Source organism: Mycobacterium toneyamaense, from assembly GCF_055384815.1.
The window spans coordinates 926,692-949,915 of record NZ_AP040333.1; the positions used below are offsets into that span (position 1 = coordinate 926,692).

Annotated in this window: 23 protein-coding genes; 10 read left to right on the plus strand and 13 right to left on the minus strand. The window is 68.2% G+C overall.

Translation table 11 applies throughout. The features are described 5' to 3' along the window. The first annotated feature begins 209 nt into the window (after window positions 1-209). Window positions 210-1,505 carry a cytochrome P450 gene (locus tag ACZ5IQ_RS04410; RefSeq protein ID WP_464480877.1) on the plus strand — a complete coding sequence of 432 codons (1,296 nt, stop codon included), beginning with the start codon at window positions 210-212 and terminating at the stop codon, window positions 1,503-1,505. 96 nt (window positions 1,506-1,601) lie between these two features. After that, window positions 1,602-2,477 carry a glyoxalase III HchA gene (hchA, locus tag ACZ5IQ_RS04415; RefSeq protein WP_464480878.1) on the plus strand — a complete coding sequence of 292 codons (876 nt, stop codon included), beginning with the start codon at window positions 1,602-1,604 and terminating at the stop codon, window positions 2,475-2,477. Between the two features lie 14 nt (window positions 2,478-2,491). Here hchA and ACZ5IQ_RS04420 read toward each other — a convergent pair whose 3' ends face one another. From ACZ5IQ_RS04420 to ACZ5IQ_RS04440, 5 genes are all read right to left on the minus strand, one after another. Further along, the gene (locus tag ACZ5IQ_RS04420) at window positions 2,492-3,739 is read right to left on the minus strand and encodes an MgtC/SapB family protein (RefSeq protein ID WP_464480879.1); all 1,248 of its coding nucleotides are present in this window, start codon (window positions 3,737-3,739) and stop codon (window positions 2,492-2,494) included. 14 nt (window positions 3,740-3,753) lie between these two features. Then, on the minus strand, window positions 3,754-4,551 hold the full coding sequence (locus ACZ5IQ_RS04425) for an enoyl-CoA hydratase/isomerase family protein (protein ID WP_464480880.1): 798 nt from the start codon (window positions 4,549-4,551) through the stop codon (window positions 3,754-3,756). Window positions 4,552-4,638: 87 nt separating this feature from the next. Further along, on the minus strand, window positions 4,639-5,553 hold the full coding sequence (locus tag ACZ5IQ_RS04430; RefSeq protein WP_464480881.1) for a lysophospholipid acyltransferase family protein: 915 nt from the start codon (window positions 5,551-5,553) through the stop codon (window positions 4,639-4,641). A 56-nt stretch (window positions 5,554-5,609) separates the two neighbouring features. After that, complete coding sequence (locus tag ACZ5IQ_RS04435) at window positions 5,610-6,050, minus strand: WhiB family transcriptional regulator (protein ID WP_464480882.1); 441 nt, start codon at window positions 6,048-6,050, stop codon at window positions 5,610-5,612. After that, window positions 5,978-6,229 carry a type B 50S ribosomal protein L31 gene (locus tag ACZ5IQ_RS04440; protein ID WP_293014887.1) on the minus strand — a complete coding sequence of 84 codons (252 nt, stop codon included), beginning with the start codon at window positions 6,227-6,229 and terminating at the stop codon, window positions 5,978-5,980. Before ACZ5IQ_RS04440 ends, ACZ5IQ_RS04435 begins: the two co-directional genes overlap by 73 nt. Window positions 6,230-6,350: 121 nt before the next feature. On the opposite strand from ACZ5IQ_RS04440, the gene ACZ5IQ_RS04445 reads away from it, so the two are divergent. After that, window positions 6,351-7,376, plus strand: a complete 1,026-nt coding sequence (locus tag ACZ5IQ_RS04445; RefSeq protein ID WP_061007398.1) for a GNAT family N-acetyltransferase — start codon at window positions 6,351-6,353, stop codon at window positions 7,374-7,376. Beyond that, complete coding sequence (locus ACZ5IQ_RS04450; RefSeq protein WP_464480883.1) at window positions 7,376-8,212, plus strand: shikimate 5-dehydrogenase; 837 nt, start codon at window positions 7,376-7,378, stop codon at window positions 8,210-8,212. The genes ACZ5IQ_RS04445 and ACZ5IQ_RS04450 overlap by 1 nt, the downstream gene beginning before the upstream one ends. 11 nt (window positions 8,213-8,223) lie before the next feature. Here ACZ5IQ_RS04450 and ACZ5IQ_RS04455 read toward each other — a convergent pair whose 3' ends face one another. Next, on the minus strand, window positions 8,224-8,916 hold the full coding sequence (locus ACZ5IQ_RS04455; protein ID WP_464480884.1) for an LpqN/LpqT family lipoprotein: 693 nt from the start codon (window positions 8,914-8,916) through the stop codon (window positions 8,224-8,226). 148 nt (window positions 8,917-9,064) lie between these two features. On the opposite strand from ACZ5IQ_RS04455, the gene ACZ5IQ_RS04460 reads away from it, so the two are divergent. After that, window positions 9,065-9,739, plus strand: a complete 675-nt coding sequence (locus tag ACZ5IQ_RS04460) for a DUF5642 family protein (protein ID WP_464480885.1) — start codon at window positions 9,065-9,067, stop codon at window positions 9,737-9,739. A gap of 10 nt (window positions 9,740-9,749) precedes the next feature. Continuing rightward, the gene (locus ACZ5IQ_RS04465; RefSeq protein WP_464480886.1) at window positions 9,750-10,409 is read left to right on the plus strand and encodes a DUF5642 family protein; all 660 of its coding nucleotides are present in this window, start codon (window positions 9,750-9,752) and stop codon (window positions 10,407-10,409) included. Here ACZ5IQ_RS04465 and ACZ5IQ_RS04470 read toward each other — a convergent pair whose 3' ends face one another. Together ACZ5IQ_RS04470 and ACZ5IQ_RS04475 are read right to left on the minus strand one after the other, a co-directional pair. After that, window positions 10,410-11,021, minus strand: coding sequence for an alpha-ketoglutarate-dependent dioxygenase AlkB (locus ACZ5IQ_RS04470; RefSeq protein ID WP_464480887.1), 612 nt, complete (start codon window positions 11,019-11,021; stop codon window positions 10,410-10,412). Between the two features lie 101 nt (window positions 11,022-11,122). Continuing rightward, window positions 11,123-12,661 carry a dolichyl-phosphate-mannose--protein mannosyltransferase gene (locus ACZ5IQ_RS04475; RefSeq protein WP_464480888.1) on the minus strand — a complete coding sequence of 513 codons (1,539 nt, stop codon included), beginning with the start codon at window positions 12,659-12,661 and terminating at the stop codon, window positions 11,123-11,125. A gap of 24 nt (window positions 12,662-12,685) precedes the next feature. On the opposite strand from ACZ5IQ_RS04475, the gene rsmI reads away from it, so the two are divergent. Further along, window positions 12,686-13,543, plus strand: a complete 858-nt coding sequence (rsmI, locus tag ACZ5IQ_RS04480; protein ID WP_212812889.1) for a 16S rRNA (cytidine(1402)-2'-O)-methyltransferase — start codon at window positions 12,686-12,688, stop codon at window positions 13,541-13,543. Between the two features lie 227 nt (window positions 13,544-13,770). On the opposite strand, the gene ACZ5IQ_RS04485 is transcribed toward rsmI, so the two are convergent. The 5 genes from ACZ5IQ_RS04485 to metG form a co-directional block, all read right to left on the minus strand. Beyond that, entirely contained in the window at window positions 13,771-15,024 is a 1,254-nt protein-coding gene (locus ACZ5IQ_RS04485) for an aminodeoxychorismate synthase component I (protein ID WP_318986736.1), read from the minus strand. Between the two features lie 13 nt (window positions 15,025-15,037). Then, complete coding sequence (locus ACZ5IQ_RS04490) at window positions 15,038-15,955, minus strand: RNA polymerase sigma-70 factor (protein ID WP_464480889.1); 918 nt, start codon at window positions 15,953-15,955, stop codon at window positions 15,038-15,040. Beyond that, complete coding sequence (locus ACZ5IQ_RS04495) at window positions 15,952-17,121, minus strand: NAD(P)/FAD-dependent oxidoreductase (RefSeq protein ID WP_064859495.1); 1,170 nt, start codon at window positions 17,119-17,121, stop codon at window positions 15,952-15,954. The genes ACZ5IQ_RS04490 and ACZ5IQ_RS04495 overlap by 4 nt, the downstream gene beginning before the upstream one ends. Before the next feature lie 89 nt (window positions 17,122-17,210). Then, entirely contained in the window at window positions 17,211-18,566 is a 1,356-nt protein-coding gene (gene gdhA / locus ACZ5IQ_RS04500; RefSeq protein ID WP_064859494.1) for an NADP-specific glutamate dehydrogenase, read from the minus strand. 9 nt (window positions 18,567-18,575) lie between these two features. Continuing rightward, window positions 18,576-20,168, minus strand: coding sequence for a methionine--tRNA ligase (gene metG, locus ACZ5IQ_RS04505; RefSeq protein WP_073694373.1), 1,593 nt, complete (start codon window positions 20,166-20,168; stop codon window positions 18,576-18,578). A gap of 25 nt (window positions 20,169-20,193) precedes the next feature. Between metG and ACZ5IQ_RS04510 the strand changes: the two genes are divergently transcribed. From ACZ5IQ_RS04510 to rsmA, 3 genes are all read left to right on the plus strand, one after another. After that, complete coding sequence (locus tag ACZ5IQ_RS04510) at window positions 20,194-21,027, plus strand: TatD family hydrolase (protein WP_464480890.1); 834 nt, start codon at window positions 20,194-20,196, stop codon at window positions 21,025-21,027. A 127-nt stretch (window positions 21,028-21,154) separates the two neighbouring features. Further along, window positions 21,155-22,282 carry a transglycosylase family protein gene (locus tag ACZ5IQ_RS04515; RefSeq protein WP_464480891.1) on the plus strand — a complete coding sequence of 376 codons (1,128 nt, stop codon included), beginning with the start codon at window positions 21,155-21,157 and terminating at the stop codon, window positions 22,280-22,282. Continuing rightward, window positions 22,279-23,199, plus strand: a complete 921-nt coding sequence (rsmA, locus tag ACZ5IQ_RS04520) for a 16S rRNA (adenine(1518)-N(6)/adenine(1519)-N(6))-dimethyltransferase RsmA (protein WP_464480892.1) — start codon at window positions 22,279-22,281, stop codon at window positions 23,197-23,199. Before ACZ5IQ_RS04515 ends, rsmA begins: the two co-directional genes overlap by 4 nt. Window positions 23,200-23,224: the final 25 nt, after the last annotated feature.

Sequence of the window (23,224 nt, forward strand, 5' to 3'; positions counted from 1 at the left end):
GCCTCCTCGCGATAGAAGCAGAATCCGTTCTATCACCTTGAGACGTTCTGCGGATTCTATCTCAGAGGTATGGGCTGGTCGGGAATCCCCGCGCGCTCGACCACCGGCGCCGTGCTGCTGGTGCGTCTTTCAACTTCGACGAGACGCATTGACCACCTGGGTGGCCGGCACGGACGCTGATCAGGTGGCAACCAGGAAGGTCCGCTGACATGACAATCGCACAGGCGGTACGTGGCACCACCTCGGTGCTGTCCCCGCTGCTGGCCGCCGGCCAGCTGAACGTCGCGGCGGCGGTGCGTGCCCGCCGCCTCGGCTACCGCAGCTGGACCGGCGCCATCAACACCGACTATGACCCGCTGGACCCGCAGACCGCCGCCCATCCGCACGAGGCGTACGCGGCCCTGCATCGGGGTGGGCGAGTGCACTACAGCCCGCAGCGGTCGACGTGGATTCTGCACCGGCTCGACGACGTCCGTGCCGCCCTGCGCGACACCGACCAGGTCACCAGCAGCCAAGGGGTGACGCGAATTCGGATGGTCGCCGACCTCGTCGTGGTGACCGACGGCGAGCAGCACAGCCGGCTGCGCAAGCAGGTGCAGCCGGCGTTCACCAAAGGCGCGCTGGACAGTTGGCGCGCCACCATCGATGGGCTCGCCGCGGATCTCGTCGGCGATCTGATCGCCGACCCGGGTGCAGACGCCGTACAGCGATTGACGGTCCCGCTGCCGCTGCGGGTCATCGCCGCGCTGCTCGGCGTCCCCGAGCGTGACATCGCCGAGTTCCGCCGATGGTCCGACGAGAGCACCCGGCTCATCAATTTCACCCCGACCGTCCCCGGTCTCGTCGAAGCCGCGAAGTCGATGCGTGCCGCAATGGCGTTGCGCCGTTACTTCTTACGGCATCTGGCGGCAGGAGAGCTGAAGGGCTCGGACACGGTGCTGGGGCGGCTGCTCGCCCACAGCTCCGACGGCGCGTTGTCGGACGAGGCGCTGTTCCAGATCGCCATCCTGCTGCTGATCGCCGGCAACGAGACGACCACCAATCTGCTGGGCGGGATGCTCCACACCTACGCGCTGTACCCGGACCAGTACGACATGATCCGGGAGAACCCGGACCTGATCCCGCAGGCTGTCGAGGAACACATCCGGTACACCAGTCCCATTCAGAACCTCTACCGCTACACCCGCGCGCCCTACCGGGTCGGCGACGTCACCATTCCGACGGGTTCACGCGTCCTCCTGTCGTTCGGCGCCGCGAACCGCGATCCGCTAGCATTCGATGACCCCGACGTTTTCCGCACGGACCGCAACCCACGGACCCATGTCGGCTTCGGCTTCGGGGCACACCTGTGTCTGGGCGCGCCGCTGGCGCGGATGGAAGCGCATGCCGTCCTGCGTGAGCTCGTCAACCGCGTTTCGAGAGTGGCCATCACCGGACCGCCGACATGGTCCACCAACAGTTCGCTGCGCGGACCCACGCGACTTTCGGTCGTGCTTCACCCCTGACGCACTCCTTCGCCGAGATTTCGACGGTTCCGTGATCGCCGGGAAGTTCGTAGGCTGGCCTTGTCGTCGCAATTCCCGCCAAGGTCAGGACGTCTCGTGAGCGAATCCGAACTGAGCAAGTCCCCGACACCCGATCCGGCCGAGGACAACGCCTTCTTTCCCTCGGCGTACTCGTTGAGCCAATACACCTCGGACAGAACAGATTTCGGCGGCGTCAAACATGCCGGCGCGTATACCGGCGGCCGGTGGAAGATTCTGATGATCGCCACCGACGAGCGCTATCTGCTGATGGACAACGGCACCATGTTCTCCACCGGGAACCACCCCGTGGAGATGCTGCTGCCGCTGCATCACCTGATGGCCGCGGGCTTCGACGTCGACGTCGCCACCATCACCGGAAACCCGGCGAAGCTGGAGCTGTGGGCGATGCCGGGCAAGGACGACGCCGTGCAGCAGACCTACGCCGACCTCAAGCCCAAACTCAAGGAGCCGCTGAATCTTCGTGAGGTGATCGTCGACAGGCTGGGACCCGATTCCGACTATCTGGCGGTATTCATCCCGGGTGGCCACGGCGCCGAGATCGGTATCCCGTTCAGCCCCGAGGTCGGTCAGGTACTCAATTGGGCACTCGAGAACGACAGGTTCGTCATCACGCTGTGTCACGGTCCGGCCTGCCTGCTGGCGGCCGCGATCGGCAAGACGGAGTCACCGTTCAAGGGCTACCGTATCTGCGTTTTTCCCGATGCGCTCGACAAGGGGCCCAACAAGGAGATGGGTTACATACCCGGCGGGCTGCGGCTCTTCATCGGGGAGGCGCTGGAGGATCAGGGTCTCAAGGTCGTCAATGACCAGATGACCGGTCAGGTCCATCAGGACCGGCGGCTGCTCACCGGCGACAGTCCGCTGGCCTCGAACAACCTTGGTCTGCTCGCCGCGGACGCATTGGTCGAGGCGGTGACGGCCGAGGCGTAGCCGCTGGTGACGGGCTACGTCATCGTCACGGCCAGGACAACGCCGAAAACCACCGCGGGCGCGGTCATCCCGGCGAGAAACCGGAGCCCGAACCGGCGACCGCCGGCAGTGAATGCCAGCACGGTCTTCACGATCAGGTTGGAGCCGAGTGCGGCCGCGATCGCGAGCAGCGCGGTGTCGACGGTGATATCGCCCTTGGCGGCCAGGCTGGCGGCGGCGACGGAACCGGCGTGCGCGTCGGCCAGACCCGCGGCGAACGCGGCGAGCACGGTGCCGCCGGCACCGAGCACGTCCGCGCCCCACCGCCCGACAAGCAGGGCGAGGGTGAGTACCGTGGCCAAGATCAAGGCCGGACGCAGGGCGAACGGTCGGCTTGCGGCTTTCGCGCCGGTGTCCTGCTCTGGTGACGGATTGTCCTCGGCGACACCGGCTCCGCGGTAGACGACCCCGGCGATCACCACCAGCACCAACGCGCCGGCGGCCACGGGTGGCCACAGGCGCTGGAGCACGTGGGCGTCGACCACCCCGATCACGATGAGCAGCTGCACGAATGTCGCCAGGCTGGCCAACAGAGCGCTGGCCAGGGGCGCGCGCACGCTCGGTGTCGTGCGGCTGAGCCGGGCCATGGACGCCGTCGTCGCGGTCGCCGAGACGAAGCCGCCGGCGATACCGGTGATCAGCAGGCCGCGTTCCGGGCCGAGCGCTCGAACCCCTATGTAGCCCACCCACCCGATACCGGTGAGCAGCACGACGAGGAGCCAGACCTTCCCCGGATTCAGAATGCCGTACGGTCCCAGTCCGCGGTCCGGCAGCAGCGGCAGGATCACGAACGCGACGACGAGAAACTTGATCGCGTCTTCCAGCTCGACCTCGGTCATGATGTCGCGGGCGAACCGGTGGATGCGATTCTTCGAGACGAGCAGGCCCGCGACGACGACCGCGAGGCCGACCGCGAGTGCCGGACGCGAATAGGCGAGGGCGCCAAGGAGATACGCGACGAGGGCGGCTGTCGCGGTGGTCGTTCCCGGATCTTCCGCACTGGTTCGGAGATAGGCCAGTGCGATGAGCGCGCCGACAGCCAGAAATCCGGCGACGACAGCCCACTGACTGAAACCGGCCGCCACCGCACCGGCCAGTGACAGCAGCGCGAACGAACGCGAGCCGGCTGGCAGCTTGCGGGCATGGCTGCGTTCGCGCTCCAGGCCGAGCAACAGCCCGATGGCGAGTGCGACGAGGAAGGGCTCGATCTGCTGCCAGGTCATTTCGGTTGCCGCGTCTACTGCGCCGACGGAAACCGGGGCGGCCGCTTCTCGCGCAGCGCCGTATATCCCTCGACCACGTCCGGCCCGAGGAACGTCAACATCTCGTAGGCCGCGGACTGGTCGAAGATCGGGCCGGCGTGGCGCAGCCAGTTGTTGAGTGCGCGCTTGGTGAGCCGGATCGCCTGCTGGGCGCCGGTGGCCAGCACGTCGGCCACCCGCAGCGCTTCGTCCAGAACCTGTTCGCGGGGAAGGGCTTTGGCGACCATGCCGATGCGCTCGGCCTCGACGCCGTCGATCATCTCACCCGTCATCAGGTAGTACTTGGCCTTCGCGGTCCCGGCCAGCAACGGCCAGATGATCGCGGCGTGATCGCCCGCGGCCACACCGAGTTTGACGTGGCCATCGCCGATCTTGGCGTCCTCGGCGATGATCGCCACATCGGCCAGCAGCGCGGCGACGGCGCCCGCGCCGACCGCGACGCCGTTGATGGCCGACACGATCGGTTTGTCGCAGTTGATCATGTTGTAGACCAGGTCGCTCATCTCCCCGAGCATGTGCGAGACGCGGTCGTAGTCACCCGCCATGCGTTCGACCATGGCCAGATCCCCGCCGGCGCTGAATGCCTTTCCCGCGCCGGTGATCACGGCCACCCGGGTGTCCGGATCGGCCGCGACGTCCTTCCAGATGTTGGCCAGCTCGGCATGCATGCCCTCGTCGGCGGCGTTGTACTTCTCCGGCCGGTCGAGGGTGATCAGCAGGACGCCGTTGTCGCGGCGCGTCAGGGACAGCTGCTGGTAGTCGGTGAATGCCATCTCGCGAAGCCTTTCTGCCGCATGCGGGTGCATGAAGCGCTGCGCCCGACGGCAACCCACGTTACGGTCTCCCGACCGCCGTCGTGGTCAGCCCACGCGGATGGCGGCCTCGGGTGGCTGAGCGGCCCGGGACCAGGCCAGGGGATTCAGGCTGCGGTACGGATCGCTGGCCCGGACTTCCTGGAGGTCGGACAAGATCTGTTCCAGCGCTTGCTGAGTCGTGGACTTGACCGTCTCGACCCACCGAGCGTGATCGGTCGTACCGGCCGGCGCCGTGGTGCTGATCGGCTCGGCGAACTCCAGGTACATGCGCTGCGGACGGGGGATCAGCGTCGGGCCGATACCGCGCACCAGCGGCATTGCCATGTCGGACCGTCCGCCCAACCGCTCGCCGATGGACTGGCTCAGCCGGCCCAGCGTGCTGTCGCGCTGGAAGAGGGGCGCGTAGACGTCGTCGCTGCCGACCAGTCCGACCGGCACGATCGGGTAGCCGTTCTCGATGGCGACGCGGGCGAAACCGCTTCGCCCGTCCCATTTCAGCTGATACTCCTCGCCCCTGAACTTGGGCATCTCGCGTCCGCCGCCGGGGAAGACCAGAACGGTCTCGTTGTGCCGCATCAGTTCTCGCGCCGTGTCGGGGTGGCCGACCACGCCGCCGTACGCGGCGACCAGGTCACCACCGAAGCCCTTGGCCTGTGCCAGGCCGCGCTCGGCGAGCGGGCGCACCTGCACTCCGAGCGCGCGTCGGGTGTAATACGGCATCAGCAGGATCTCGGCGAAGCCGAACGCGGTGTGGTTGCCGACCAGCAGGAAACGGCCGTCGCGCGGCAGCCGGTCGAGGCCGGCGACGTACGGTCGATACAGGTCGATCAACGGTTCGAGGGCATCGCCGGTGGCGTCCAACACATTTCGCAGGGTTCGGACCCGTTGCGGCGGTTCCATGATGGCAGTGATCTCGTCGTCGGTGACGGTCGGCCGGCCTTGTGGCGGTCCGAATCCCATCGGTGCTCCCGTCGGTGTCGTGGTGTTGACACCAAGGTACCGAGAGTTTTGATAGATCAGCTAATAAAAGGCTGTGAACTTCGTATCGCAGCCCGCTCCTTCGGTGTCGTCGCACCCCAGATGCCGTAGGGCTCATCGGCTTCCAGGGCGTGGCCGAGGCAGGCGCGCAGTACCGGACAGTGCTGACAGATTTGTTTGGCGCGCTCTTCGTGGGCGACCCGCCGGGCGCCACGATCGTCGTCACCGGTGTAGAACACCTCGGCCGGCAGCCCACGGCAACGGGCGTGCAACTGCCAGTCCCAGATTGCGGTGGTGGCCGCACCCCGGGTGTGGGACCCGGGGCGCGGCCGGTGCCGGGTGGTGCGGGACGGGCTCGAGGGGGAAGTGAATGTATCGCCGTGGCAAGGGGATTCCCGCGCCAAGGTCAGCGTCCGTACTTGCGGTTGAACTTCTCGACGCGGCCCGCGGTGTCCAGGATTTGCCGCTTGCCGGTCCACACCGGGTGTGAGTCCGAGGTGACGTCGACCACGATCAGCGGGTAGGTGTGAACCCCGTCGGCGGTCTGCCATTCGATGGTCCGCGAGCTCGTGGCGGTGGAGCGGGTCAGGAACGTGCGCCCCGTGGTGGCGTCCTGGAAGACGACGTGGTGGTAGTCGGGGTGAATGCCGGCCTTCATGGGAACCTCCGTCGACCAAGTGAAAATCGTTTTCATTAAGACCTGGCCGACGATACCCGACGCCCGAGGGCTTGTCGAAAACAGTTTTCAATAGGGTGCGGTCTCAACGGCCCCACGCGGCATGCCGTCCGCCGGTAACGTTTCCTGCGTGCCGGAAGCAACGACGGATGAACTGGCTTCGTTGGGGTTTTTCGCGAGCTGCCGTCGGGAGGACCTCGACCGGCTGGCGCCCCTGCTGCGTCCGCTGACGGCCGAACCGGGCAAGGTTCTGATGACGCAGGGCGAAGTCGCGTCGTCGTTCATCCTGATCAGCGCCGGCAGCGTCCGGGTGACGCACACCGCTCCCGACGGCGAACTGGTCGTCCACAACATCGGCCCGGGCCTGATCGTCGGTGAGATCGCCCTGTTGCGCGGCGGCACGCGCAACGCCACGGTGCTGGTCACCGAGCCACTGGCCGGGTGGATCGGCGGACATGACGCGCTGACCGCCATGCTCGACGTGCCCTGTATGGCCGAGCGGCTGGTGCGCACGGCGCGGCAGCGGCTCGCGGAGTTCATCACGCCGCTTCCGGTGAAGCTGAGCGACGGCAGTCAGATGTACCTGCGGCCCGTGCTGCCGGGCGACAACCCGCGGGTGCGTCAGGGGCCCGTCCATTTTTCGACCGAGACCATCTACCGCCGGTTCCAGACGGCCTACCAGCCCAGTCCGGCGCTGATGGCCTACCTTTTCGAGGTCGACTACGTCGACCACTTCGTCTGGGTGTTGACCGACGGCGTCGACGGGCCGGACGGGCCGATGGTCGCCGACGCGAGATTCGTTCGGCTGCATGAGAATCCGACGGTCGCCGAGGTGGCCTTCATGGTCGGTGATGACTATCAGGGCCGGGGCATCGGCACCTTTCTGATGGACGCGCTGGTACCTGCGGCCCGGGGTTCGGGCATCGAGCGGTTCGCCGCGCGCGTGCTGTCCGACAACTTCCCGATGCGCAAGATCCTCGAGCATTACGGCGCCACCTGGGAGCGCGACGACCGCAACATGATCGTCACCGAATTCGACGTCCCGAAACCGGACCAATTGTCGTTGTCGCACAAGCAGTATCGCGAAATCCACCTGTTGGCGCAGCAAGTGATCAAGGCGGTCGGCTGATGACGGAATCGCTGTACTCGCGGCGCCCGCTGCTGAACAAGGACACCGCGGTGTGCATCTCGCTGGCGGCCCGGCCCAGCAACATCGGTACGCGCTTCCACAACTGCCTCTACGACGAGCTGGGCCTCGACTTCGTCTACAAGGCCTTCACCACGACCGACATCGCCGCGGCGATCGGCGGGGTCCGGGCCCTGGGCATCCGCGGCTGCTCGGTGTCCATGCCGTTCAAAGAAGACGTCATCGCGCTCGTCGACGAGCTGGAAGAGTCGGCGCGCGTGATCAATTCGGTCAACACCATCGTCAACGACGCCGGCCGGCTGACGGCCTGCAACACCGACTACCTGGCCATCGCCCGGCTCATCGACGAGTACCGCCTGGACCCGGCCGCCTCGTTGCTCATCCGCGGTAGCGGCGGCATGGCCAGCGCGGTGGCGGCGGCGTTCCGGGACAAGGGATTCGAGGCGGGCACCATCGTGGCGCGCAACCCGGACACCGGCGGCCGGCTGGCCGACCGGCTCGGGTACCGCTACGCGGCCGACGCGTCAGGCGGCGCGGACATCGTCGTCAACGTCACCCCGATCGGGATGGCCGGTGGCGCCGAAGCCGACGACCTGTCCTTCGATCCGGACGTTATTGCCAAGGCGCGCACCGTGTTCGACGTGGTCGCACTGCCGTCGGAAACCCCGCTGGTCCGCGCGGCGCGCGCGGCCGGGGTGCCGGTGATCACGGGCGCCGAGGTCATCGCCCTGCAGGCCGCCGAACAGTTCGAACGGTATACCGGGGTGCGGCCGACCGCCGAGCAGGTGGCCGCGGCATCGGCGTTCTCCCGCGCCTGAGCTCAGGCACCTCAGGGCACGGTGATCTTCATCGACTTGTCGATCGACGACGTCGCATCCATCAGCGGTGCGATGGTCTCCTTGGTGCCGCTGGCGTTGATCTGCAGCACGATCACGCCGTCCTTGGTCGGGATGGCCGCCGTCTTCTGGGCCATCAGCCGGTCCTTGCCGTCCTGCGTGTACATGCCACCGACCTGACAGGCCTTGAAACCGGCGAGCATGGCCTCGCAGTTGGTGCCGGCGTCCTGCCAGTTGTGCAGGTTCTGCAGCTCGCCGGGCGCGTACTGCAACACCTCGTCGGCATTGGCGCCGGGCAACTTCGAGATCAGCACGATGATGGTCGGCGGGTCGGCCTTCATGGCCGGGTCATCGAATTTGCTTGCGCTCCAGGCCCATTTCGGCGTCAGCGGACCGGCGTCCACCCAGCCCTGGGGGAGCGGCATGGTCAGCATCGGGGCACCGGGATCGCCCGGGTGCAGCTGCTGCTCGGTGATGTTCTTCTCGTGCAGGTAGTCCCGGATGGTCTTCTTCGGAACCGCGGGTGCGCTCGGTGCCGCGGAGGTCGGTGCCGCCGCGGCGCTGGTGCTCGAGGCGCTGCTGGACGTCGACGACGACGCCGGCTTCGAATCCGAGTTGCAGGCACTTGCGCCCAGCGCAGTCACAGTCACGGCCAGCGCAACGCCGGCAACCCTCATCGGCAACATTTCCGTCTCCTGTCGTCGGTTGCAGACTACGGGGCGGACGAAGCCGCTTGGGTCAGCTTCCGGTGCAACGCCGCATCCGCAAAAGTCGTGTCGGCGTGGCGCCGGGCATCGGCAGGGGTCGGCGCGTTCGCCGTGCTATCAACAGCAAATGCGCGCACTCGCGTGGTCGGCAGTGGTTCTGCTGTGCGCCGCGTGCGGGTCGATGACCCCGCCCACGCGGCCCACCACCCCGGCGGCCGCGAAACCGGCCGACGCCGCCGCGATCGGCCAGATGCGTCAGCACCTCCCCAAAGATTTGCAGGGCTACGAGTTCGGGGCGTTGCCCGCGCCCGCCGCCCCGATAACCTTCTGGGGCATGTCCGCGGAGTCGGCCGCCGACCCGCCGGACTGCGCGGCGCTGTTGGCCGCACCGGCTGACGGGGTTCGCGGCTGGTCGGCATCGGGACCCGGTGGCATCGTGTACGCGATCGCGGCGCCGGCCGTCGCCCCGGCGCCCGAGCTCGTCGGCGACTGCCAGAGCTGGACGTTGAGCACCAACCGGGCGCGCGCCGCCGTCGACCTCACCGACGCGCCCCAGGTCGCCGACGCCCGCACGCTGGGCCTGACGGCCCACATCACCACGAGCGTCGAAAACGGCGCGCAAACCCATTCACAGGCAACGACACTGATCGCCTACGTGGACGCACTGGCGGTTTCGATCACCCTGGTGACCGACCCGGGTGCCGTCGCGCCGCCGCTGCCCGCGCAGCTCCCGGCGACATTGTTGGACGCGGCGGTGCGGTCGGTGCGGGGCATCCCGGCCGCCGACGGGATCGCCCGGTAGATTCGCCACAATGCGCAGAACGGTGCTCGCGGTGGCCTCCGCCGGTCTGGTGGCGGCGTGCACGTCCCATTCCCAGGTGGTGGCCGCCGACCCTGACATCACCAAAATCCTTGATCTGAAGGGCACTTTCGGGCCGGACTACCAGGTCAAGACCGTCGCGCCGACGGGCATCGACCCACGCGCGTTCGCGCCGCAGACACTGCCGCCGGGCCTGAAGTTCGAGCCGCCGGACTGCGCGAAGTTCGCCTCCGGCATGGCCGTCTCCCCAGGTGCCAAGGGCAACATGACCGCCGTCACCGCGGAAGGGCAGGGCAACCGGTTCGTCATCCTGGCAGTGGAGACGTCCGAACCGATCGCGCCGGCCGATCCGGGCGACGGCTGCAAGAAGGTCGCCTTCTCCGGCGCCGGGGTGCGGGGCCTCGTCGAAGAGGTGCCCGCCCCGCCCATCGACGGCGTGAAGACGCTGGGCACCCACCGCATTCTCGAGACGGTGGCGGCCGGCAAGCCGGCTGCCGGTCAGCTCTACAACTACGTCGGCGGTTTCGGCAGATTCCTGGTGATCGTCACCGCCAACTCGCTCGTCGAGCCGGACAAGCCCGTCGTCCCGGTGAACACGCAGAAGGCCACGGAGCTGCTGACCAAGTCGGTCACCGCGGTGCGGGGCCAGTAGTCACCGCACGTTGCGCGGCCGGAACTGGATGCTGATCCGCGGCCCCGTGGGACGGGCGGTCTTGGGCACCGCGTGCTCCCAGGTGCGCTGGCACGACCCGCCCATGACGAGCAGGTCGCCGTGCCCCTGCGGCAGCCGGACGCTGGTGCGTCTGCCGTCTGCGCCCGTGGTGCGGGGACGCAGCGCGAAAACCCTTGTCGCGCCGAGGCTCAGCACCGCGACCATGGTGTCCTCGGTGCTGCTGCGCCCGATGGTGTCGCCGTGCCAGGCGACGCTGTCGTTGCCGTCCCGATAGAGGCATAGGCCCACGGTGGTGAACGGCTCGCCGAGCTCGTGGGCGTAGGCGTCGTTGAGCCGCACCCGCAGTCGGGCCAGCCCGGGATGCGGCGCCCGGTCCTGCGCCAGGTCGTGGAAGCTGACGAGCCGCGGCACGTCGAGCACCCTGTCGTACATCTGGCGCTGCTCGGCACGCCAGGGGATGGCGGTCAGCAGCTCGTCGAAAAGCGTGTCGGCGCCCGTCAGCCAGCCGGCGCGGACGTCGACCCAGGCGCCGTCACCGAGCCAGCGCCGTTCGGCATGGTCGAACAGCGAACCCTGAACCGCCAAGGACACCCCGCAATCTTATCGCACAGGCGTTCGATGTGTCGGAACCGTTCCGTTGACTCCGCGGTGGCGGCGTTCGCCACTCGCGCTCTTGCGCCCCAGACGCAGGGTCAACGCCAGGACGGGAGCACGATCTCCAGGTTCCAGGTGGCCGGCGAGATCGGCAGACCGGTCAGGATCGGGTACATCCAGGCGAAGTTGGTGATCACCAGCGCCACGTAGAAGCACACGACCAGCAGCCCGAGTGTTCGTCGTTCCGGTTCCGTCGATCTCGGATACAAGATGTCGCCGAGGATCAGCGTGATCAGGATGATCAGGAACGGCGCCATCGGCGTTGCGTAGAAGAAGTACATCTGCCGGTCGATGTCGGCGAACCACGGCAGGTAACCCGCGGCGTAGCCGGTCAGCGCGGCGGCATACCGCCAGTCGCGTTTGACGAACGTCCGCCACACCGCCCAGGCCAGCACCGGCACCGCGATGAACCACATCGCCGGCGTGCCGGCCAGCATGACGGCCTTGACGCACGACTGTGCGCCGCAGCCCGGCACGTTGTTGTTGTCGATGGCGTAGAGGACCGGCCGCAGCGACATCGGCCACGTCCACGGCTTGGATTCCCAGGGGTGGTGGTTGCCCGCGGCATTGGTCAGCCCGGAATGGAAGCGGTAGACGTCGTGCGTGTAGTACCAGAGCGAGCGCAGCGTCGCGAACGGTCCGTCGCCGATGTTCCGGCCCTCCATGTGCCGGTCGATCGCGGTCTCCGACGCGAACCACGGCGCGTACGACGCCAGGTACACCCCGACTGGGACCAGCGTCAACGCCCACATCCCGGGCGCGACGTCGCGGCGCAGCGTCCCCAGCCAGGGCCGCTGTACGCGGTAGGCGCGCCTGGCCGCGACGTCGAATGCGACGGTCAGCAGGCCGAAGAACACCATGTAGTAGAGGCCCGACCACTTGACCGCCAGCGCGAGCCCCAGCAGCACGCCGGCGCCGAATCGCCACCACCGCACGCCGAGCCGCGGGCCCCACACCGTCTCGTTGATCCGGCCTTCGGTCATCGCGACGTGCATCCGGGCGCGTACCTGGTCGCGGTCCACGATGAGGGCGCCGAACGCCGCCACGATGAACACCGCCTGATAGACGTCGAGCAGCGCGGTGCGGGCCGAGACGAAGCTGACGCCGTCGGCGATGATCAGCAGCCCGGCGATGCCGCCCAGCAGCGTCGAGCGCGTCATGCGCCGCACGATCCGCGCCACCAGCAGCACCAGGATGACGCCGCACACCGCGCCGGAGAACCGCCAGCCGACGCCGTTGTATCCGAAGATCCACTCGCCGATGGCCATCAGCTGTTTGGCGACCGGCGGGTGCACCACCAGGCCGTAGCCGGGGTTGTCCTCGACGCCGTTGTTGTGCAGCACCTGCCAGGCCTGCGGCGCGTAGTGCTTCTCATCGAAGATCGGGGTGCCCGCGTCGGTCGGCGAGCCCAGGTTCAGGAACCGGGTGATGACGGCCAGCGCGGTGATCACCGCGGTCATGGTCCAGCCACGCAGCCGGTCGGTCGGGCCGAAATCGGCGGCAGGCGTCAGTGGCGCCGGACTGATCACGGGGACCTCGCGCTCGGCGTCGGAGGCGTCGAGGGCGGGGGCGGTCACGTCAGCGAGCTTAGGCTGTCCCGTGTGACATCAGCACTTGGTCCGCTCGCTGGCGCTGGTCGGCTGCTGCTCGCGGCGACTCCATTGGGCCAGCCCGGTGACGCCTCGGCCCGCCTCATCGAGGCGCTCGGCACCGCCGATGTGATCGCCGCCGAGGACACCCGGCGGGTGCGCGCGCTGGCCGCGTCGCTGGATGTCCGGCCCGCCGGGCGCGTCGTGAGTTTCTTCGATCAGAACGAGGCATCCCGGGTCGCGGGGCTTGTCGAATCGATTGCCGCCGGGGAGACCGTGCTGGTGGTCAGCGATGCCGGCATGCCGCTGATCAGCGATCCGGGGTACCGGCTGGTGGCGGCGTGCGCCGAGGCCGGGCTGCCGGTGTCGTGTCTGCCGGGCCCGTCGGCGGTGACGACGGCGCTGGCGGTGTCCGGGCTGGCGTCGGACCGGTTCTGCTTCGAGGGTTTCGCGCCGCGCAAGGGCCGGGCGGCGTGGCTGGCCGGCTTCGCGAGCGAGCGCCGGACGTGTGTGTTCTTCGAGTCACCGCGCCGGCTGGCCGAGACCCTGACCGAGGCGGTGACCGTGCTGGGGCCGGACCGGCGCGCAGTGGTGTGCCGTGAGCTGACCAAGACCCACGAGGAAATTCGCCGGGGCAGCCTCGCGGAACTGGCCGAGTGGGCCGCCGACGGCGTGCTCGGCGAGATCACCGTGGTGCTGGCGGGGGCGACGCCGGTGGCGGACATCGACAGCTTGGTCGCGCTGGTTCAGGAACTGGTCGACGACGGCGCGCGCGTCAAAGATGCCTGCGCGCAAGTGATCGCCGAGAACCCCGGTGCGCCGTCCCGGCGCGAGCTCTACGACGCGGTCCTGAAGGCCCGTGAGACATAAAAGTGTTGAAAAAGGCTCTGCTGACGTTTTCTGTGGGTCGACTGTCCGGCCGGTGCGGGCCTGGGATGCGCCACGCGGGCGATCGCCTGCGATGCTTCGCAGGCGATCACGAAATTCGCCGCCAATCTCCGCGTGAACCGACCCGACTCGCTTAGATCGCACTAAAGCCTCGGATCCCAGTCACCAGGTGACTGGGATCCGAGGCCTAAGAGAGTCGGGTAGCTAGATCAGTGTCGATCGACCCAATTTTGCGCAGGGTACCGCCCGCTTGCAGCGGACTGCTCGCGAGACAGGGAGAGGCTGACGGTGGCGGCGGCTTTGTGGAGGCACTCTTCCCACTCGCGGTCCGGGTCGGAGTCGGCGGTGATGCCACCGCCCACCCCCAGGATCGCTCCGCCGTCGGGGTCGAATTCCACGGTGCGGATCGCGACGTTGAGTTCGGTGCCGGCCAGGGGTGACGCCAAACCGACCGCCCCGCAATAGATTCCGCGGTCGTACGGCTCCCAGTCGGCGAGGAGTTCGCGGGCTCGGCATTTCGGGGTGCCGGTCACCGACGCGGGCGGGAACGCGGCATCGAGCACGGCTGCCATCGGGGTGTCGACCGGAACCCGCGCGGCCACCGTCGACACGAGATGCCAGACGCCCGGCGCGGGCTCGACTGCCAGCAGCTGCGGCACCCGGACGGACCCGGTCGTCGCGACGCGGCTCAGATCATTGCGGACGAGGTCGACGATCATGATGTTCTCGGCCACATCTTTGACCGACGACGCCAGCTCCGACGGCGGACGATCAAGGGGGAGAGTGCCTTTGATGGGGCTGGAGGTGACGACCTCGCCGCGGCGGCTCAGGAACAGTTCCGGGGACAGCGACGCGACAGCGCCCCACTCGCCCGCGACGAACGCGGCCCGGGCGGGCGCGGTCCGCGTCACCGCGTCGACGAAGAAGTCGATGGGCGCGCCGGACAGCCGTCCGGTGAAGCGGGTACAGACGCAGGCCTGGTACACCTCGCCCGCGGCGATCGCGTCGAGGCAGGACAGCACGCCGGCGCGGTGGCCGGCGCGGTCCGGCGCCCGCCAGTCGATCGCGTACGGCGCGGGCGCCGCCGGCTCCAGGGCGGCCAGCCAGTCGGGAAGCGCTGCCCCGGAAAGGCTTTCGTACCACCAGTGCCCGGCGGCGTCCTGCCGCAGCACCGAGTCCGACCAGCCGCCGGCAGCCGCCGGGATCCGGTGACCACCGTCCGGGTACGACAGGTAGCCGAACCAGCCGCCACCGATCGCCTCACCGGAACCCGTTGGCGCGTCGAAGACTTCGGTGGCGGCCACCGGCTCGATGGCGACGCTCGGCGCGATGACGGCCGTCGCACCGAACCAGTCACCCAGAAGCGCGGCCGGCGGTGGCAGGCCGCGGCGGGCGGCGGCGTCGGCGACAGCCTTCAACACCCCGGGGGCGTCGCCCAGGTCGGCCAACCGCTCGACTCGCACGCCCCACAGCTTGTCAGACGGTCCGCCGGATCTCCCGCTCGACCAGCACCCCACCGAGCTTGTCGGGGTTGCGCACGGCGTAGAAGTGGCTGATCTTGCCGTCCTCGACCTCGATCAGGATGACGCCCTCGAGCTTCTCGCCGAGGTACAGCACCAGCGCCGGGGCGTTGTTGTACGTCGCCAGGTCGGCGCGCGCCTCGGGGAATTCCGACACACCACGCATGAGCCCCAGCAGCAGTCGCGCGACCTTGTCCGGGCCGAACACCGGCCTGCGGGCGGCGCTGACCTTGCCGTCGCTGTCCGCGGTCCACGTGACGTTCGGAGCCAGGAGCGTCATCAGGCCGTCCAGGTCACCGGTCGCCGCTGCCGTCAGAAACTGGGCTGTCACCTCTGCGGACTTCGCGGTGTCGGGCGTGAACCGCTTGCGCCGGGCCTGCACGTGTTCGCGCGCCCGGTGCGCCACCTGCCGGACCGCGGCGGCGGATTTGCCGACGGCGCCGGCGATTTCGTCGTAGTCGAAGCCGAAGACCTCACGCAGGACGAACACGGCCCGCTCGTCGGGGGTCAGCGTTTCGAGAACCACGAGCATCGCCATCGAAACCGATTCGGCGAGAACCACATCCGATGAGGCGTCGCGCTCGTCCAGCAGCAGCGGCTCGGGCAACCACGGGCCGACGTACTCTTCGCGGCGCCGCGCGCCGGCCCGCAAGGTGTTCAGCGCCTGCCGGGTGACCAACTGCGCCAGGTACGACTTGGTGTCCCGCACCGTGTCGAGGTCGACCTCGGCCCACCGCAGGTAGCTGTCCTGCAGGACGTCGTCGGATTCCGTTGCCGAGCCCAGGATTTCGTAGGCGATGGTGAAGAGGAGGGGCCGCAGGTGGGTGAACCGCTCGGCGTGTTCACCCCCTGCGGCACTGGCTGAGCCGGTCATGCGCTGACGGTCTCCGCCAGCTGTTCGGCGCGCTTGCCGCCCTTCATCACGAACACCGCGCTGGGCTTGCGGGCGGTCCGGCGGATGCCCCACAGCGTGCCCTTGCAGATGGCTTCCTTCAGCTTCGCGCCGACCCGACCACCGATGTAGTAGTTCGTGGCGGAGTCGTCCTTCCGGGCGATCTGGATGGTCGCTGTGTGCCGACCGAGGCTGACGCACGATCCGGCGAACACCGGGTCGAGTGGCTCGGGCTCGGTGCCGGCGATCCGGCTCAGCACGGTCCCCACGGCCGTCACCGTGAGGGGGCTCGACGCCTGGCAGCTCATGCGCAGCGGCTGACCCGACGGCGCGGCGGCGTCACCGGTGGCCACGATGCGCGGATCGTCGATGCTGGTGAGGGTTTCGTCGGTGAGCAGGCGGCCCAGTTCGTCGGTGCGCAGTCCGCTGGCGGCCGCAAGGTCCGGGGTGCCGAAGCCCGCGGTCCACACCGTCACGGCGCTGCTGATGAAGCGCCCGTCGGCGAGGGTCACCCGGTGCGCGCTGACGTCGCTGACGTCGCCCTCGATCACCGTCACGCCCAGCTTGGTGAGGGCCTTGGCCACCGAGCGGCGGGCCGGGGCGCTCATCGCCGGCGCTAGCTTATTGCCGACCAATACGACGTTGCGGCCGGCCTCGGCGAATTCGGAAGCCGCCTCGATGCCCGTCAGACCGGCGCCGATGACCACCACCGGCGCGGACAGCGGCACGTCCTGCAGTCGCGCTGCCAGCCGCTCGGCCTGCTCGAATTCGGCCAGGGGATAGGCGAATTCGGCGGCGCCCGGCACCGACGCCGGTACCGTCCCGGTGCTGCCGACCGCGTAGATCAGGTAGTCGTAGTCGAGCGTGTCGCCAGACGCCAGCTCGACGGTGCGGGCGGCGGCGTCGATGCGGGTCGCGGTGTCGACCACCAGGCGCACGTCGTCAGCGAGCAGCGTGTCGTAGCCGACGGTGGCGTTGTAGTTTCCCGCCGCGTGCTGGTGCAGACGGATGCGCTCGACGAACTTGGGCCGCGGGTTCACCAGGGTGACGGCCACGTCGTCGCGCATGAGGACGTGATTGGCCGCCAGCGCGCCGGCGTATCCGCCACCGATGACGACGACGCGGTTGGGCTTCTGGTTTCCGGTCATCACTGCATCTCCTTCGGGGTTGGTTATGCCCTCAAGACACCGGCGGCGCCGAAAACGTGACACTGTGTGACGCGGCTCACATTAAAGCGTCAGACGACTCCGAGGGCCGACATCGCGTCGGCGACCCGGATGAACCCGGCGATATTGGCGCCGGCCATGTAGTTGCCCGGCTGGCCGTACTCGTCGGCGGTACTCAGGCAGCGGTCGTGGATGCGGCCCATGATCTCGGCCAGCCGCTGCTCGGTCTCCTCGAACGTCCACGAGTCGCGCGACGCGTTCTGCTGCATCTCCAGCGCGCTGGTGGCGACGCCGCCGGCGTTGGCGGCCTTGCCGGGCGCGAACGCGACCTTGGCGTCGGCGAACAGCTTCACCGCCTCCGGCGTGCACGGCATGTTGGCGCCCTCGGCGACGACCTGACAGCCGGACTCGATCAGCGCCTTCGCATCGTCGCCGCCCAGCTCGTTCTGTGTGGCGCAGGGCAGCGCGATGTCGCACGGCAACTGCCAGATCGAGTCGTTCTCGACGAAGCGCGCGCCGCCGCCGCGCATGTCGGCGTACTCGGAGATCCGGCCGCGGCGCACTTCCTTGAGCTCCTTCAGCAGCTCGAGGTCGACGCCCTTCTCGTCCACGATGTAGCCGCTGGAGTCCGAGCAGCCGATGACGGTGCCGCCGAGCGCGTGCACCTTCTCGATGGCGTAGATCGCGACGTTGCCGGACCCGGACACCACGACCTGCTTGCCGTCGAACGATTGTCCTGAGCTGCGCAGGATTTCGTCGACGAAGAACACGGTGCCGTAGCCCGTGGCCTCGGTGCGGACCTGCGAGCCACCCCACGTCAGGCCCTTGCCGGTCAGGACGCCGGACTCGTAGCGGTTGGTGATGCGCTTGTACTGGCCGAACAGGTAGCCGATCTCGCGGCCGCCGACGCCGATGTCGCCGGCGGGGACGTCGGTGTACTCACCGATGTGCCGGTACAGCTCGGTCATGAACGACTGGCAGAACCGCATCACCTCGTTCTTGGAGCGGCCCTTGGGGTCGAAGTCCGACCCGCCCTTGCCGCCGCCGATGGGCAGGCCGGTCAGCGAGTTCTTGAAAATCTGCTCGAAGCCAAGGAATTTCACGATGCCCAGGTACACCGACGGGTGGAACCGCAGACCGCCCTTGAACGGGCCCAGCGCGGAGTTGAACTCGACGCGGAAGCCGCGGTTGATCTGCTCGGCGCCCGCGTCGTCGATCCACGGCACCCGGAAGATGATCTGCCGCTCGGGCTCGAACAGCCGTCGGATGATGGCGGTGTCGGAGTACTCGGGGTGTTTGTCGACGACCGGGCCCAGACTCGTCAGAACCTCGTAGACGGCCTGGTGGAATTCGATCTCGCCGGCGTTGCGGCGGGTGACTTCCTCGTAGACGTCGTGCAGCCGCTCGTGTAAGCCGTCCTGCGCCATATCTTTTCGCTACTCCTTGGTCTCCGCTTGATAGCGGGGAAATACGCCTTCGGGTGTCGGTAGCACCGTGCCCGGTGCCAGCCTGGTCCCCAGGGCACGGAAATCCCGTGCCGAGGCGTCCTGCCCAAGAAGGTCGAGCAGCTTCCCCCCGGACTCCGGCATCACCGGCTGCACCAGTAGCGCGGCGATGCGGACCGCCTCCAGCGTCGTGTATAGCACTGTGCCGAAACGGGTCTGGTCCGACTCAGCGGGAGACTTGCGCAGCACCCACGGTTCTTCGGCCGAGAAATAGCGGTTGGCGGCGCCCAACATCTGCCAGATGGCCTCCAGGGCCAGATGCATCGCCGGCACGTCGTAGTGCGCCCGCACCTGCTCGAGCAGTGCGTCGGCCTGCTTGAGCAATTCGAGGTCGGCGGCGGTGAATTCGCCTGGCTCCGGGACGATTCCGCCGAGGTTCTTGTTCACCATCGACAGCGAGCGCTGTGCCAGGTTGCCCAGTTCGTTGGCCAGGTCGGCGTTGATGCGGCCGATGATGGCTTCCTCGCTGTAGCTGCCGTCCTGACCGAACGACACCTCACGCAGGAAGAAGTAGCGCACCTGGTCCAGGCCGAACGCGTCGATCAGCGCGATGGGGTCCACGACGTTGCCCACCGACTTGCTCATCTTCTCGCCCTTGACGTTGATGAAGCCGTGCGCGAAAACCCGTTCCGGAAGGGCGATTCCGGCCGACATCAGGAACGCCGGCCAGTACACACTGTGGAACCGGATGATGTCTTTGCCGATCATGTGCAGGTTCGCCGGCCAGTACTTCTCGAACGCCTCGGCAGACGTGTCCGGAAAACCCACGCCCGTCAGGTAATTCGTCAACGCGTCCACCCACACGTACATGACGTGCTCGGGGTGGTCGGGCACCGGGACGCCCCAGTCGAACGTGGTGCGCGAGATCGACAGATCCTTCAGCCCGCCCGAGACGAAGCTGACGATCTCGTTGCGCCGCACGTCGGGCCCGATGAACTCGGGGTGCGCTTCGTAGTGCGCCAGCAGCCGGTCGGTGTAGGCCGACAGCTTGAAGAAGTAGGTCTGCTCCTCGGTCCACGTCACGGGCGTGCCGGTCTCGATGGCGAAGCGGCCGCCATCGCGCACCTCGGTCTCGTCCTCGGCGAAGAAGCGTTCGTCGCGGATGGAGTACCAGCCGGCGTACGTGCCGAGGTAGATGTCCCCGGCCTCGTTCATCCGTCGCCAGATTTCCTTGGACGCCTCGTAGTGGTCGGCGTCGGAGGTCCGGATGAACCGGTCGAAGGAGATGTTGAGCTTCTCCTGCAGTGCCTGGAACACGTCGGAGTTGCGCGTGGCCAGCTCCGCAGCCGTGATGCCCTCGGCCGCCGCGGCCTCGGCCATCTTCTGGCCGTGCACGTCGGTGCCGGTCAGGTAGCGGACGTCGAAGCCGTCGAGCCGCTTGAACCGGGCGATCGCGTCGGTGGCGATGTACTCATACGCGTGCCCGATGTGCGGTGCGCCGTTCGGGTAGGCGATGGCGGTGGTGATGTAAAAAGGGTCCCCGGGGGTGCGCGTCCTCGCGCCGGGGGAAGTGTCGGTGCTCATTTGGCTTCAACTCTAAGGTGTCGCTGTGAGCGCCAAACGTGAGAAGCCGCCTGCCCCCGAACCACTGCCCGGCCTGATCGACGCCCACACCCACCTGGATGCGTGTGGCGCGACGGACGCCGAGAGCATCCGCGTGATCCTGGACCGCGCCGAGGCCGTCGGTGTCGAGAAGGTCGTGACCATCGCCGACGACCTCGAGGCCGCCGAATGGGCGGTCGGTGCCGCCCATGCCGATCCGCGCGTCTACGCCGCCGTCGCGCTGCACCCGACGCGCGCCGACGCCCTCGACGACGCGGCCAGACGCACCCTGGAGAGCCTGGCCGCCGACCCGCGCGTGGTCGCGGTGGGGGAGACCGGCATCGACATGTACTGGCCGGGCAAGCTCGACGGCTGCGCCGACGAGGCGACGCAGCGCGAGGCCTTCGCCTGGCACATCGACCTGGCCAAGCGCGTCGGTAAACCGTTGATGATCCACAATCGGGACGGCGACGCCGAGGTCCTCGACGTCCTCAAGGCCGAGGGCGCGCCGGAGACCGTCATCTTCCACTGCTTCTCGTCGGATGCCGCGATGGCGCGCACCTGTGCTGATCACGGCTGGCTCATGAGCCTCTCCGGCACCGTCAGCTTCCGGAATGCGCACGCGCTGCGAGAGGCCGCCGCGCTCATTCCGGCCGAGCTGCTACTGGTCGAAACCGACGCGCCGTTTCTGACGCCGCACCCGTTCCGCGGCGCGCCCAATGAGTCGTATTGCCTGCCGTACACGGTCCGCGCGCTGGCTGAAATCAGAAAATCTTCGGCGGCCGAAATCGCCGCGGTGACCTCGGAAAATGCTTCGAAAAGCTATGGACTGTATCATTAGTCCAAGTTGCCGCCTCCCGGGGCTGTTCGTTACCGTTCTGTGATCAACCCGGTCGAGGTGGCTTTATGCGGTCACCGCGGCCGCTGCTCGGGGCCACCTCGGGCCCGAAAGACACGGGATTGACGCCTTGAACGTTCTGAACAAGTTGCATGATGCGCGCTCGCCGATGCTGCGCGGCGTCACGGGAGCTTTCCTCGCCACGCTGACCGTCGCCGGAGGGTTCGCCGTCGCGAACCACAAGACCGTCACCCTCACCATCGACGGCGCACCGATGACGGTGCAGACCATGAAGACCCACATCGGCGACGTCCTGACGGAGAACGGCTTCTCCGTCGGCGAGCGCGACGACCTCTTCCCCGCGGCCGACCAGGACGTGCACGAGTCCGACAACATCGTGCTGCGCCGCAGCCGCCCGCTCGAGATCTCGCTGGACGGCCAGAACACCCGCCAGGTGTGGACCACCGCCGCCACTGTGCAGGACGCCCTCAAGCAGCTGTCCATGACCGATACCGCGCCCGTCGCCGCCGACCGCGCCACCCGCGTGCCGCTGGGCGGCATGTCGCTGCCCGTGGTCAGCGCCCGCAACGTGACCATCGTCGACGGTGGTGTGCCGCGCCAGGTGCACCTGGCCGCGGCCAATGTGGCGGGACTGCTCGCCACGGCCGGCGTGCCGCTGGAACAGCGCGACACCGTCGTCCCCGCCGCGGCCACCCCGGTGACCGAGGGCATGCAGATCGACGTGACCCGCATCCGGCTGCAGCAGGTCACCACGGAAGCGCCTTTGGCGCCGACGATGAACACCGTGCCGGACCCGGCGCTCAACATGAGCCGCAAGGTCGTCGACGATCCGGGTCAGCCCGGCACCCAGAACGTCACGTTCGCTGTGTCCACGGTCAACGGTGTCGAAACCGGCCGCCTGCCCGTCTCCAACCAGGTGCTGACGCCGGCGCGGGACGGCGTCCTGCGCGTGGGCGCGAAGCCCGGCACCGAGGTGCCGCCGGTGACCCAGGGGGCCGCCTGGGATGCCCTCGCGCGTTGTGAGTCCACCGGGAACTGGGCCATCAATACCGGCAACGGATTTTACGGTGGAGTCCAATTTGACCAGAACACCTGGGAACGACAGGGCGGTCTGCGTTATGCTGCGAGAGCTGATCTTGCGACACGTGAAGAGCAGATCGCGATTGCTGAAGTGACGCGAGCCCGCCAAGGTTGGGGTGCCTGGCCTGTGTGTAGCGGGAGAATTGGGGCACGATGACGATCCGCCTACTCGGTCGAACCGAAATCCGGCATCTGGCGAAAGAGCTTGATTTCCGACCGCGTAAAGCGTTCGGTCAGAACTTCGTGCACGACGCCAACACGGTGCGCCGCATCGTGTCGGCCTCCGGTGTCAACTGGCAGTCCCACGTCCTGGAGGTCGGCCCGGGTCTGGGCTCGCTGACGCTGGCGCTGCTGGACAGGGGCGCGAAGGTCACTGCCGTCGAGATCGACCCGGTGCTGGCCCGCCAGCTGCCGACCACCGTCGCCGAGCACTCTCACAGCGAGATCGGCCGGCTGACCGTGGTGAACCGCGACGTGCTCGACCTGATGCCGTCCGACCTGAACGAGCAGCCGACCGCGCTGGTCGCCAACCTGCCGTACAACGTCGCGGTGCCGGCCATCCTGCACCTGCTCTCGGAATTCCCGACCATCCGCACCGTCATGGTGATGGTCCAGGCCGAGGTCGCCGAGCGGCTCGCCGCCGACCCGGGCACCAAGGACTACGGAGTCCCCAGCGCCAAGGTGCGCTTCTTCGGCAACGTCCGCCGCTACGGCATGGTCTCGCCGACGGTGTTCTGGCCGATCCCGCGGGTCTACTCGGGCCTGGTCCGGATCGACCGGCACGAGACGTCGCCGTGGCCGACCGACGACAGCTTCCGCACGCAGGTGTTCGACCTGATCGACATCGCGTTCGCGCAGCGGCGCAAGACGTCGCGCAACGCATTCGCCGAGTGGGCGGGTTCGGGCAATGCCTCGGCCGAGCGCCTGCTGGCCGCCAGCATCGATCCGGCACGTCGGGGCGAGACCCTGGCGATCGCCGACTTCGTGCGACTGCTGCAGCGTTCGGGTGAGCTGGATCGCGAGCAGCGCGCCGCCACTCCGGAACCTGAGCAGCAGGTCGACGCCACCCACTAGGGCTGGCGGGCGGGCCTTTTCAGCA